Origin of the sequence: Paenibacillus sp. E194 (assembly GCF_000935845.1) — a bacterium.
Lineage (GTDB): Bacteria > Bacillota > Bacilli > Paenibacillales > Paenibacillaceae > Paenibacillus_B > Paenibacillus_B alvei_B.
Window position 1 is genome coordinate 1 of record NZ_JMDX01000168.1, and the last position, 13,628, is coordinate 13,628.

At 44.6% G+C, this 13,628-nt stretch carries 9 protein-coding genes and 1 pseudogene; 3 read left to right on the forward strand and 7 right to left on the reverse strand.

The annotated features are described in order from the left end of the window. The 5 genes and pseudogenes from AZ66_RS20265 to AZ66_RS20285 all read right to left on the reverse strand — a co-directional run. Positions 1-620 (reverse strand): annotated as a pseudogene (locus AZ66_RS20265) (hypothetical protein); the annotation flags it as partial. A 162-nt stretch (positions 621-782) separates the two neighbouring features. Beyond that, positions 783-2,492, reverse strand: coding sequence for a fibronectin type III domain-containing protein (locus AZ66_RS20270; RefSeq protein WP_156160033.1), 1,710 nt, complete (start codon positions 2,490-2,492; stop codon positions 783-785). Positions 2,493-2,704: 212 nt separating this feature from the next. Next, entirely contained in the window at positions 2,705-5,287 is a 2,583-nt protein-coding gene (locus tag AZ66_RS20275) for a metallophosphoesterase (protein WP_044356500.1), read from the reverse strand. After that, entirely contained in the window at positions 5,271-6,563 is a 1,293-nt protein-coding gene (locus AZ66_RS20280; protein ID WP_044356501.1) for a class I SAM-dependent methyltransferase, read from the reverse strand. Before AZ66_RS20280 ends, AZ66_RS20275 begins: the two co-directional genes overlap by 17 nt. Next, positions 6,563-7,360 carry a nucleotidyltransferase domain-containing protein gene (locus AZ66_RS20285; RefSeq protein WP_044356502.1) on the reverse strand — a complete coding sequence of 266 codons (798 nt, stop codon included), beginning with the start codon at positions 7,358-7,360 and terminating at the stop codon, positions 6,563-6,565. The genes AZ66_RS20280 and AZ66_RS20285 overlap by 1 nt, the downstream gene beginning before the upstream one ends. A 304-nt stretch (positions 7,361-7,664) precedes the next feature. Here AZ66_RS20285 and AZ66_RS20290 point away from each other — a divergent pair, with 304 nt between their 5' ends. Both AZ66_RS20290 and AZ66_RS20295 read left to right on the forward strand, forming a co-directional pair. Next, positions 7,665-8,975, forward strand: a complete 1,311-nt coding sequence (locus AZ66_RS20290) for a helix-turn-helix transcriptional regulator (RefSeq protein ID WP_044356503.1) — start codon at positions 7,665-7,667, stop codon at positions 8,973-8,975. Continuing rightward, entirely contained in the window at positions 8,962-9,768 is an 807-nt protein-coding gene (locus tag AZ66_RS20295; RefSeq protein WP_044356504.1) for a WYL domain-containing protein, read from the forward strand. The genes AZ66_RS20290 and AZ66_RS20295 overlap by 14 nt, the downstream gene beginning before the upstream one ends. 84 nt (positions 9,769-9,852) lie before the next feature. Here the strand turns inward: AZ66_RS20295 and AZ66_RS33870 are convergent, their stop codons facing one another. Further along, positions 9,853-10,416: a tubby C-terminal domain-like protein gene (locus AZ66_RS33870; RefSeq protein WP_442950312.1), complete on the reverse strand. Its 564-nt coding sequence runs from the start codon at positions 10,414-10,416 to the stop codon at positions 9,853-9,855. Between the two features lie 227 nt (positions 10,417-10,643). Further along, positions 10,644-12,635, reverse strand: a complete 1,992-nt coding sequence (locus AZ66_RS20305) for a methyl-accepting chemotaxis protein (protein WP_044356506.1) — start codon at positions 12,633-12,635, stop codon at positions 10,644-10,646. Between the two features lie 804 nt (positions 12,636-13,439). On the opposite strand from AZ66_RS20305, the gene AZ66_RS32890 reads away from it, so the two are divergent. Then, the coding region (locus AZ66_RS32890; RefSeq protein ID WP_231586962.1) for a hypothetical protein at positions 13,440-13,628 on the forward strand (189 nt) is incomplete at its 3' end.

Consider the following 13,628-nt stretch of genomic DNA (forward strand, 5'->3'; position numbering starts at 1 on the left):
CCCACACCGTGCCGTCCTTTTTTAAGCACCAGCCTGCTCGCCACGGACTTCACCTGAGGTAAGGAAGCAACCTTCTCAAACGAAGTTAATTTATTCGTTCCCTCCCATACAGTACCGTCCTTCTTCAGGAAAAACCATCGTTCCGGGTTCGGATGTTCAGGGGAGTACGCAGCTATTTTTTCAACCTGATCGATGCCGGACAGCTCCTTGAATTGAGCATTGTCTTCGTCTGCAACAATATAAACTTTGCCATCTGCATCAATAGCTAAATCGCCATTCCAGAAAACCATATCATTTATGCCGCTTACGGGGTGAATCTTAATTTCTGGCGATATCGCGCTACCTTTCAAATACCATACCTTCTTGTCATCCGTCACCACATAAGGGCCAACGATCCGTGTTACTGGGCCAATTCCATGCAATTGAGTCGGCACAGCCTGATAATTTCCCCACACCCAATAGGTTTTGTCCTTTTTAATTAACGAGTTCGATCCATATTCTTGAATTGCGTTGCTTGATTTCTGCTCTGCCGATACGACGGATGCATTGGATACTCCAATTATCCCTAAGCTCAATACCGCCGCCAGCATCCATTTTCCCGCATTTAAAACGTTTTTCATGTATACGAATCCTTTCTCTATGAAATTGAATTCTCTCAACATCCATAGTTTACCAATCGCTTCAAGTGCATATCAAGTGCAATTCGTCGCAACTTCAGTATTGATCAACTGAAAAAGATGACTTCTGAGTAAATTCAGAAGTCATCTCTGTTTTGAGTATGCTTAATATTCTTCTCCCGGATTAGAGTGGTTCTCATCTCCATTATTACTAGTAGAGCCACCATCCGCATCATATCCATTCACTTCGAAGGTAATGATTTTATCAAAGAATACATATTCCTTACGGTTCTTGAATGGCCCTTTATTATTATTATGCTTGTCAAATGCAAACATCACGGAGCCATTTCCAGATGCTCGTCCTTCATACCATGCAATAAATGCATTTACTTCCTTCATGGAAAGGTCGAATTCCTTCGAAATTCCATTGTTCAAAACAATATTTAATAGAGCTCGATTTCCATCATGATCCTCGTCAGTCCCTGGTGGTGTAACTTCATCTGAGTTCGGAGTAGCAGATGCTTCATTGGACTGCCCAATCTCACCTTGTGGACTAACAGCGGTTACTACATAATAGTATATAGTACCGTTGGTTACTAATGAATCGACGTAGTCATAAGTGCTCCCTGTAACAGTTGCAATTGTCTTGTATGAGCCTCCTGCAACAGTGCTCCGCATGATGTTATAACTAGCTGCACTATTAGTGCTATTCCAATGTAATGATACTTTTTTATTACCACCCATCGCAGTTAATTGAATGGAAGCAGGATTTGGTTGTTCTGTTGATTCTCCAAATACATTCCATTCCGTAATCCAACCGGACTTCAACACTACTGTTGTAACATTTTTAAATTTTTCAGGAAGTGTTTCTACTTTGTCATTCTCTAAAGGTTTATACGAATACAACAATTTATTATCTACATCATAAAATTCCATAGGGACTAGGTTCTTTGCATTTAAAATAACAGCCGAAACTTCTACCGGTGAATCAAAGGTGTACCATGCCATCTCCCCAGTAGAGAGGGATCTTGCAGTAGAAGAATTATCCGTCATCCTGCGTTCAGTTGATGTAGGTTTACCCAGTTCCTTCCCCAAGCTGAGCGGTACACCGTCCAACAATCCGCCTGTATACTTCGTTGCATTCGGCGTGGCGCTACTTTTATTGTTGGTCATAGAATTTGCGCTTTCCCCCGCTTCGTTTACAGAAGATACAGCATAATAATAGGTAGTTCCGTTATTAACCGATTTATCTGTATAAAAAGTATCCGTAACATTTGAAGCAATTACCTCAAAGAGGCCACTTGGAGACTCGGAGCGTTTCACAGTGTATGTCTCTGCCCCAGTAGAATCCCACTCCAAATATACAAATTTATCACCGCCCTGACTCCAAGTGATCGTTGTAGGTGAAGGTGCGGCAGAAGGCTTAGTAAATACATTCCATTCCCTTATAAAGTCGCCTTGTTCCGCTTTCAATACGACAGTGGATACATCACTAAGGACTTCTGGAAGAGACTGAATTCCATTAGTGTTAGCAGCTTTATATGTAAGTTTTAATTTGCCTTTGGAATCGTAAAATTCCATAGTACTTTTTCTTTCGGTGCCGAAGACGACAACGGCCGAAATTTCCTGTGGCGTGGCAAAATCATACCAAGCCACACGTACATTATTTCTAAAATTTGTTGATGACGATGTATTATTATCCGTCATATTTAAGTCGCCTGTTCCTGAAGGTTTTCCAACAGCCGTACCGGTTTGAATAGGTACATCGTCCAATAATCCACCTCTAAACGGGCTTGATGCAGCATTTGCCGGACTCATTGTAATCATGCCCAACATAAGCATAAGCATCATAAAAGATAGACCTAATTTTTTCACTTTTTAGTTCCCCCTAGAATATTCTTTACTTTTCGAGCTGCTCTAGAGGTTAAATTATCATCAAATTGCATTTATGTCTAAACATAAAATTGAAAATAATGTAAGTATACACATTTAATTTAATTTTATTTGAAAAACTAAACTGGCAAATCGGTAACCTGCCCAATTCCTCCAATGAAACTGAACGGCGATCACCTAATCAAATATACGACTTACAATCTTGGATCAAGCTCTTTCTCTCTGCCTGCTTCGAATAATAGGTTTGCAACCAGTTCCTTGTACTCCGCATGCTGAGGTGTTATTTCATCAAGCTTTACAGCAAGCATTTGCTGGCCCAGACGATACTCGTTGAGCGAGGTCTTCAGCTTCTGACGCACATTTTTCTGCTTGATGAGCTTATCGTACTTATGTGGGAATTGATAATCATAGCCGTAAACAAGAGACAAATAGTCCGCGTTTCTTACCTTCATATAAGGTACAGCATTGTTTATCGTGATCTCTGGTTTCATGACGACGCCTTCCATATGTTTCTCCGTTGTCAGCTTAGAGAAATAGCGCTCTGCTTGCTCAACATAATCTGGCTGAGTTAGATCCACGATTACGTATTCGTCGTCAGACAAGAAGCTAAAAATCGCAGATGTACTCTCAGTTGGAATCCGTTCCTCGCCCGACTCATCAATCACTTTAAGCAGACCAAACGGCTTATATTCCAATTTCCCGTCCTCCGCGTACTGTCCCAGCTGCTTCTGATAAGTCTCGTATGCGTCCTCATGCTTGCTCAGCGGAACATTAGTCTTGATCGCATCGTGAACATGCTTATAGCTTTGATAGATATGACTGCCGTACTTTTCACTAAGAACCGCTTTCGACATATGATACTGGTCTTTTTCAAATTCCGTACTCCGATACATCTCCACAAGCTTCCCCCATGCAGATTCAAATCCTTGCTCCTGTAAAAATTCAAGCTCGCTCTCTAAAGCTGCTGCAATCGGCTTGAACTGCCGTTCGATCAGCCCCTCCCCCATCGCTCTCCAAGGCAGCAATTCCCCGTCCAACAGAAGCATCGCGATCTGATTTTCTTCCATAAAAGCCCGGAATCTGTGAAGCATCTGCTCGTATACGTCTGTTAGATCCACTTGTTTGACTCTATATCCGTTCCGGCTCACTGCGAAACACTGCTCAACGTCACGATACAGATAAATATTACATCTTGAGCCCATATATTTTGGCTGCAGCACTACCTTCTCTACCTGATGTTCTGCAAAGTAATCCAATCCCCGCTTCAACGATTCCAGCTCATGCGCATCTACATCTTTATCCGCAGGCGACATCGTTCCAGATATGAAATTGATCTGATTCCGTGTACAGTAATGCAGTCTCCGCACTTCCTCATCGTTTAGATCCTGCAGAGAAACCCTCCGCTGAACTTCAAACAGTGTTGGCAGCTCATCTTCAATAATCGCTTGCTTGGCAGGATGCGATTTGTAGAATGGCTTGTAGGAGATACTTACAGCGGTCAATCGATTGCCATGCACACTGCCCGTGTCTACGTGAATTTTGTTCTTGATACGGAAGGCTATCTTGGCCGCTACATGGCCGAATATATGATAGGGCTGATTGCTAACCGCTTCTTCTTGAATAAAGCGCAGCTGTTCTTCGAGCGGCGCATCCCGATCAATGCGGAAATTGCGCTGACGACGAACGGCCTTCCCATCCAGCTTCCCAATATACTTGTTCCTGCAAGGTGCGTGGGTCACATAGAACGATGGCGCATGAGGTGAACGATATTGATAGAACGGCTGCGATAGAGACACCAAATGATTAAATCTATCCAACAGTTCTCGATCCCCCATCAACACCTGAATCGAATCGAAATACGTGCGTACCAGCTCCTGATCGACACCGCTAACCTCTCCCTGCAAGTACTTGTATACGAAGTTCTCATGGTTGCCGAGTACGAACCGAAAGTGCTCCCGATTGTCATATAAAAAGTCGATGGTTTCTTTGGTCGCCTTGCCTTTATCAATCCAGTCCCCTACCAAAATGATGTCCGTATCCTGCACCCGCTCCGTGGCGCTGAGCTTGCCATCCTCGATTCGGTAGCCGCAGCTGCGCAGCAGCCCTTGCAGGTCATGAATACATTCATGCACATCTCCGACAATCGTATAATTGCGTTCATTTGGCAGAAATGTAGCCGCATATTCGCTTCGATTGTGAACGATGACGCGGTATTCCGGATTGGCAGCCCCCTGTTCAAGCCAGTAAAAGTCCTTGCTGCGCACCCGATGGATATTGGCATACCCTTCCCGCGCAAGAGAACCGAGCACATCCTTTTTCAACCGATTCATATGGTTCGTGATCAGTCTCTTCGAACGCTCCGATGCATAATAGTCCTCTCGCTTGCGGTAGTCGAAGAGGATGACCTCTACGTGGTAGTGATTGCGGTCAGCAATCTCTCGAACCTTGGCCCTGAAATCCTCGGCTAGTCCGGTCGTATCCAGGATCACGAACTCCGCATTCACCGGAAAAGAAGTGACCATATCCAGCTTCGTATATAGCAAATGAAAAGCCTGAGCGCTGGCCTCCAGCATAACCTGATCATATTTATCATAGTCGTGGCCGAGTATTTCTTGCCGCATGCTGTCCGAGGATAAATATTGCACATTCATTTGCATGGCGCCTGATGCATCGCCCCTTAACTGCGGCATCAGCACCTCCTTGGCAAACGTCGTCTTGCCGCACTCCGTCGGCCCAATCATCAGATAGATCGTATGAACGTTAGTGACAAGCTCCACATTCTTCCCCTCCCTTCCTGATAACGACGCCTTGCGTTGTCGGTATCCCATTCACGCGATCCCCGATCGCTACGAACTCGTAGGTGTATGCCGCTCCATAAGCGCTCATCGCTTCCGAAAACCAGACTGCGAATTCCTCTCTTCCCATTTCCCATCGGTGGTCGAGGTGCCGGAACGCCGTCAGTTCGTAGAAGACGTTAAAGTCTGCATTCGGTGTCGTAATGACGAAATGTTCAAAATCAATATTCGTGCAAATCAACTGGATCAGATGTTTCGCTTCATCCTTACTCATATGCTCAATCACTTCTGTCAACATCACGTCGACCTGCTCCCCGTTGTAATGCTCCATGAAGTGTTCAAGCGACGGATAGGTTATAATGTTATCTCGTTCTTTGGACTCGGCCTTTCGCTGCACGACCGCAAGCAGATCTTCATTAATATCTATTGCATAGTAGCTGCTGCTTACTACTTTCGAAGCATAAGGGATTGCATAGAATCCCTCGCCGCAGCCAACATCGAGAATCGATTTGTTGAAGGGCAGTATGCCTGCAATGAAATTTCTGCGCTGCATCGCCGTTCCGCCGTATTCGAACTGGATCGCATATCGATCTGTACGTTCAAGTTCCACCTTATGTTTGCGGAAATCCTGCTTCGAGGACAAGAAAATACGTGCGAACAGGCTGCGAATATAGTACGGTGCATCAATAATGTTCATGCTCTTCACATATTTCACGATCATACTGTCTGAAATATCAAGACTCTCATTGCCGAACATAGACAAGAATAAGCACAGTACACTCACGACATGAAGCAGTTCATGCAAGCTTCTCTGTGTCGTTATTTTGATAGAATAGCTCTTATCCGTCCGGTGATGAAGGTCGAAGGTATATGCCGTTACATGTTTTTGAAAAAAATGAATGTACTGCATGCGATCCACATGAATCATGTTAATGGTAAAGGAATGCTCATAACCCGCAACATCCTCTTCGCTCTGCGATTTGAAGGGTGCCGAGAAAAATTCGCCAATCGCATGCAGCGGGAAAATCGGCGTATTATAGCGGGATACGTTCAAATATTCAAAAACCTCATCCTTATGCTGCTTATAGGAAACCTCATTGTCCGCATCCTTGAAATATACGTTATACTTCGCTGCATCGCTGTACCAGCCGTATGCCGTCCCCTTGCGAATCTGTCGCAAGATCATTCCGTTATGCGGATTTTTCCGAATGAGAAATGAAAACTGTGGATGCGTTGACGATAATTGCACGATTGCCATTATGCTTCTTCTCTCCTTACATCTGCGGTTGTTATCGACCTGCGGAATAATTCATCAAGCCGTGCATTATATCCGCCTGCTGCAACAGGCTGCTGTACGGCAATCCGTTCATAGTGCCCGATGGATTGTTCGATAAAGGCATTGATGACTTCGATTCTCGGCTCCATATTCAACTCTTCTCCCGCGATCTTGCGCGCAAGCAATTGTTGAATAGCGGCATGAAGTTCACTGTTCGCCGGCACAAGCCGATCTACCAGCACCGGGAATTCAATAGGTGGCATCTCGTGATAACGCTCAATCCACTGGCAGGCCAGCAGCGGGCGCAGCACGTAAAAGTACTTTTTGATCTTCACGGACTCCCTCTGCAAATACTCTCTGTAGTTTCCTCTGGCCATGTGCAAATAGTGATACATACAGGCTCTTGGCGAAAAGGTATCGGAGGATAGGGCACGTATCTGCTCCACCACTTCCGATTCTTCTGTATATACAATCGGAGATTGCAGCCATTCAAGCAAAGGTGGATTTGACTTGCGGAATAAGGACAATGCTTTCTTCATATCCCACCCGTTGATGTCCAGCATATTGCTGATCGGCCGCTCAATCACGTCTCGTTTTTCGAATAAGGATAGATAGCTGTCCATAGGCCTTACATAGATGAATCGAACATCATAATCACTATCCCTCGATGGAAATCCCCAAGCCCTGCTGCCTGATTCGCAAGCATATACTATTCGTACCTGTTCTTCTGTCTCGATATTTCGTAACGCATCTATAATTTGCTGCCGTATATTTTCCATATATGTTTGACTCCTTCCCTATCAAAGCTATCCTTTTGCAAGCTGCTCGTTTCGATGTATCACTGCTTCGATTGATTTCCATCCTCCAACGCGTGTACTCAGGCGTTCCAGCACTTTAGCCATTCCCTAACCGTTGAACCGATGCGCATTGCTTTGTGCATTCATCATCTCTTATTTCCGGTTTTGCGAACATGGCGAAAGTATTACGACCTACCGAGATTATTTCGTGCTTCCGCAAATGTTTACCTGATACAATAAAAGAGAACTGCATGGGTTACTTGGGAGAAGGAAGGAGATTCGACGCGTGGCTAAGGAGAGTTTCGATAAGGAGATTCAGTATTTGCGCACGCTCATGCTGATGAGAGGTGCGTTCAATAGACAACAGCTTGCAGATAGGCTGGGCATTTCCGTACATACATTGGACAAAACGGCTCGACGCTTGAAGGAAGTCGCCGCTGCCTCAGAGGTACAATCTAAGCATGCGTCAGAAATGGAACTGGCAGAAGCTGTTCATCAACGCAATGACGATTCATCCGATCCTGTCCTATTGTTCTTGTTTCGAGCCAAGTCATTGAAGGAATCCGAATCGGTTCGGATATCGACTATTTTGGAGGCGCTTCAGGAGCAATCTATGACCGCTATGGAGCTTATGGATGAATGCTGCGGCAGAACGCCGGAAGAGCTGCCGATGCCCGATGAGAAGACAATTCGAAGCGACCTGAAATATCTAGAGTCGGTTGGCGTCATACGCAAAGCGAATGCATCCCGTCCATATCGCTACCGCTTGAACGATGAGCTCATACAGCAACTATCGGATGAGGAGCTGCTTGATTTATACGATTTCGTGGATGTAATGGCGAACACGCAAGTGCCTTCTGTCCATGGCTATTTGCTGCGGGACAGCTTGAAGAAGCAATTGCTGCTTGATCATGAGGGGCAATATCTTACCGATACCTTTTTATATAAATATCACTATCATTTTCGCATATTGGATGAGGCCCATCTGTTTACCTTATTAGGTGCTATCAACAAGCGATGCAGAGTGCAATTCCAATACTTCACGCCCAAGGCTGAGAAGAGCTATGCCGCGCAGCAGACGAATCCGCGCTTCGAGAGGGAAGGCGAAGGAACTTGGCATAAGGCTCTGCCCTTAAAGATCGTATATGACCATCAATATGGAAGATGGTATATGCTGAGCAGCGACAGAGAGGGTATCCGCAAGTTCCGCATGGAGGGCATGACCCACATTGAAGAAGTGGAGGATGTATCCGAGGAAGTGTTTCAGATGAAGACAGCGGCGCTCATGGAGAAGCTTCAGTACAGCTGGCTCATCGATACCGGACGGCCCGTGAAGGTGCGTGCCCGCTTCTTCAGTCCTAGCCTAGGAGAACCGGACTTCATTAAGCAGCGGGTACTGCTGCAAGGGCAGTGGGGGGAAATTGTTGAGGAAGATGATCAATCCTTCCTATACGAAATTACGGTAAATGGAATTACGGAGATTAAGCCTTGGCTGCGCAGCTTCGGATCGAGCTGCGAAGTGCTTGAGCCCAGACATCTACGCCGAGAGCTGATAGAGGAATGGAAGGAGATTGCTGCTTACTATGAACCCATTTGAGAAAATCTTTGGCTATCAAATTCTATCCCGTCTCGAAGATGCGGGCACATTCGTGGTCACCTCCCATGAACGGGTATGGTTGAAGACGATGCTCGTACATCCTGCAGCAAGCGAAGCCTTCTCGGAAGATACGATAACCAAATTAAATGGAATCCTGTCCTCAGAGATACTCATGGATACCTCCCATAATCTTATTGAGAAGGCCAAGAGCAAGGAAAAGCATGTCTATCATCCGATGCTAAAGCCGCTCCGCAGGTACATCTCTTCCGGAACAGGGATACGCATCAGCTACGCAATCAAGGGCGGTCGTATCAACGAGGAGCATGAGGGCTTTCCATATAAATTAGAGTACTCCATTATTAAGCGAGAATGGTACCTGCTCTGGTACCATCGTCAGCACCGTGGTCTCATGAACACCAAGCTGCGCAATATTACCTCATTGACAGCAGAATCGCTCCCGCCTGCGGAAGCGGAGTACATTCTAGCGAAGCTTGCCAGCTTGCGTGATCGTCGCAAATCTGAGATTGTGATTGAGGTCATCCGTGAATATAACCGCGAGCTGTCGCGCATCTTGTATGCCTTCTCCTGCTTCGAGACGGAGGTGATGTACGATGAGGAACAGCGCAGCTACCAGATTCGAATCCGGCTTCCGTGGAATGAGCATGAGTTCCTCTTGTCCAAAATCCGCTTTCTCGGCAAGCGCGTCCGTGTGAAGGATAGCGCATACCTGCAGAAGCGCATGCGCGATACAGCCTCCATGGCACTGGCGAGGTATGAAGAAAACAGTGTATAAACCTACGATGGTGATGGTGTGGGCTTGGGCTTGCCAAGCCTATACCAGAGGTTTTTCGTTTTCACAAATAAGCTTTCAGGGCTGTCACGTATAATCTCTCAATGAAAATAAATAGTAGATACACGCCAAAGTATAGACATCCATTTCATCGTCTAAAAGCTCGATCGTAATCGTCCGAGGAGGTATAACCTTATTGTAAGTAATCAAAGCGATGTCTCTGTCAGATGAGCATGTTAACTTAGTGGTTCGATCCATGAAGTCCTTTTTTAATAAGTAAACCTTATTATCAATCACGAACTCCATACTAGGATTTGGTTTGACCCTCGTTTTATCTTTCAGCACAAATCTTCCGACATGTTTAGAATCCACGTTCCATTCCGACCTAATCATTGTCTGGAGCGACCAAGCTTCAACCGCCTTACTCATTGACCTTCCTTTGTTATCAAAAACTTCAGCATTGATCAAGTAATCACTAAAAATAGTATCAACAACATAATGGAGCGTACTATTATAGTGCCTTTGAATTTCCCCTACTCGATTCCCGTATGCATCTGTTAATGCGAACTTTTTTTCTGTTTTTGCGATAGATAGGGGATACATAATGATAACGGGGCATTGGATCACCACTTTGCAAGTTATAATCAACATTCAACAGCATAGCAACTAACATTCAATGCCAAGAAAACATTTCCTTTTATTTACTATCCCCCAGTATGGATGACCTTGTCAATACGCTGCCAACCATTCCATTCCGTTTCTTCTCAACAATTTCCATTCAGCCTAACTGACAGGTTTAAGACCGTCCTAATAAAAAACGGCGGCAGCCGAGTCCATAAGGATCCCAGCGTACCGCCGCTTAACATCACAATGATTGTCTATATTTTGAATTTCTTCACTAGCAATTCCAATTCGCTGCTGGACTGGCTTAAAGCTTCCGCAGACTGCGAGACCGTATCGATTGCCTTCAACTGATCCTGCGTCGAAGCGCTGACTTCTTCCGCAGCGGCTGCGGATTCCTCCGAGATCGCGGACAGATTTACGATGGACTGAACCACGTTTTCTTTCAGCTCGGACGCCGTCTGTATTTTATCCGACATTTCCTTAATCGCCTCGATCACTTGCTGCATCAAGCTTTGAATGCTTGTAAATGCAATCTCTGTCGACTGCACAGCCTCATTTTGTTCCGAGGTGATTTCCTTGGTCCGGCTCATCGCCCGGGTGGCATTCGCAGCCTCTTCTATAATACCTTGAATGGTGCTGCTAATTTGCTCTGTCGAATTAGCGGATTGTTCTGCAAGTTTACGCACTTCTGTGGCGACGACAGAAAATCCCTTGCCAGCCTCTCCCGCTCTTGCCGCTTCGATCGACGCATTTAAAGCAAGCAGATTGGTTTGAGCTGATATCGCTTTGATCATTTCGGCCACAGCCTGGATGTCGTTGATTTTGGTCACGAGCAGGTTCAATACTTGTTCGATCGATTGAATTTCACGGAACGATTCATCGGAACGCACTTGCAGCACAGCCAACGTCTCTCTTCCATCGATGCTTGCCTGCTGCGTCTGGTTTGACTTCGCCTGCATGGAGGACATCGTTTCTTCCACCGATCTAAACTGCGAGTCCAGCTTGCTTGTTACCTCCTGCATATGATCCAGATTTGTTGCGCTTTCGGCCGAACCTTGCGCGACATCCGACATGGCGTGGGCAATTTCTTCGCTTGCCGCTTTTGTTTCTTCTGATACGGCACTCAGATTTTCAGCCGACTCCGTGAGCTGTTCAGAGGAACCAATCACGCGGGATAAGACTTCCCGCACGCTTTGTACCATATGATTAAAGTGGCCTGTTAATTGGCCAATCTCGTCCTTCGAACTTACCTTCCCTTCCACGGTCAAGTCTCCATCAGCCATTAGCTGCACCTGCTTCGTCAATTGAACGATCGGCTTCGTAAAGAAGCGAGCGACAAAGTAGATGATGATATTTGAAACAACGATGGCACACAAGGTTATGATGATGTTTATGTATTTAATATGGTTCGTGAGCTTTAACAGTTCGTCTTCTTGATAGACAGCACCGATTTTCCACCCTGTAAGACCGGACGTCTTATAATACAGAACTTCCTCTTCGCCTTTATCCGTGTAGTCGATCTTTCCCGCACTCTCATTTGAAGTGTAAATTTTGTCAACATATGGTCTTTCCCGTTGATTTTTCCCGGCTGCATCTTCTGTATCAGGCAGCACTACCGAGTTTCCCTCTGCATCCAAAATAAATCCAAACCCATTATATCCTACATTCGTTTCACTGATTTGCTTTGTCAATTGTTCCAGGTTCACATCAAGCGAAATAACCCCGAGAACCTTGTTGTTTTCCACAATGGCCTTAGAAATCGCTATTTTCATTTTCTGACTGACGCTATCCTTATACGGAGGGCTGAATTTTACTTTATCCTTGTCATCATTAGCCAATTTATACCACGGACGAATATGAGGATCATAATCTTCTTTGTATACATTAGCCTCGGGATCAAACATTCGCTTTGATGAATTCCCCATATAAATAGCAGATATTTCAGGATTGATTTTTGTATAAGATTTCATCACTTGAATCATGTTAGGAGTTAGCCTGTCTCTGTTTTTTACAATGTCTTTGATTTCTGGATTTTCACTAAAATGCAAAATATCATTTGCATAATTATTTAGACGCAAATCCGTAACTTGCAATAAGGCCTCCGCTTCTTCGCTTCCTAACTCGTCCAGCTCTTCTTTAAAGCTGTTCGTCATCTGCAAGTTAGTTGTCAATTGCAGAATGACCAAGGAGGAAACCAGCAATACTGCAAAAATTAACATAAGCTTGTTCTGTAACTTTTTAAACATGATGTCGACCCCCTATGAATTGTAAACGTTACAAAACTCATACTGGGATCTGAATAAAAACCCCAGATTAGACGTTATAACGTCTTTAACGTGGAAATTTTAGCACATGTTTAATATGTATAAAATGATATAACTCCGAACAATTATGCGGAATTATACAATATTATTGATAAATTAACGGCGTATTTACTAGAAATAGATACGAATCTCCCGGCTCCAATAGTGTCGAGAAATTTCCCTGTATATTAATATTTCGGATCGTTTCATTTAAACTATAAGCACTTCATGAAATTCTAGTAATTTTTTATTAATTCCAGAAACCCCGATAATTTATAACACAAGAACAAAAGCCACCCCCCTAATTTAGTTGGGATAGATGGCAATCTTATTTCTTATATTTTGAAATTACATTCACATTGACTCTTCTCAAGAGCCAGCCTTAAAAAAGGCTCGCCTGCCCTTGCTCCTGAATAGCTTGCAATGCCGCCACATTTCTTCACTCACCTGATTCATCGGCTTATTGGCAGTCGTATTTGACTTTAATGAATAAAATAGTTCTAAAGTTCTACCTCGCTTAAGGCTTTGATTACGCCCTTCATATCTCGCGAGAAGTGTATATGGATACGTCTTGGCATGCCACGCTGCCCATTCTTGACCAGTGATGTATTGTAAAAATGCCTCTGCTGCTCCAATTTGAAACTGCGTCTAAGCGTATAATTTTTTTGTACTAGAGTACGATCCCTAATTTCATAGTTGACAAATTGGATTACTCAAATTTATTATTATTTTATTAGGTTACATATTTTGGATGTTAGTCAAATCGTTCAATCATTCCCGCTGACCGTACCGACGGAGGCTCCACTGTTACCATCACTGCATGTGCAGAAAGGGGAGCGTACCGTGTTATTCAGTTATATCTCTCATTTGCATTGCCCGAAATGCAAAACAAGTTATTCCCCGCACAAGCAGGCACATCTATGTGCTTGCGGTTCC

Coding starts and splice junctions, on each gene's coding strand:
- AZ66_RS33870 (WP_442950312.1), bottom strand. CDS start 10,416: ATGTTGATTATAACTTGCAAAGTGGTGATCCAATGCCCCGTTATCATT.
- AZ66_RS20280 (WP_044356501.1), bottom strand. CDS start 6,563: ATGGCAATCGTGCAATTATCGTCAACGCATCCACAGTTTTCATTTCTC.
- AZ66_RS20285 (WP_044356502.1), bottom strand. CDS start 7,360: ATGGAAAATATACGGCAGCAAATTATAGATGCGTTACGAAATATCGAG.
- AZ66_RS20295 (WP_044356504.1), top strand. CDS start 8,962: ATGAACCCATTTGAGAAAATCTTTGGCTATCAAATTCTATCCCGTCTC.
- AZ66_RS20305 (WP_044356506.1), bottom strand. CDS start 12,635: ATGTTTAAAAAGTTACAGAACAAGCTTATGTTAATTTTTGCAGTATTG.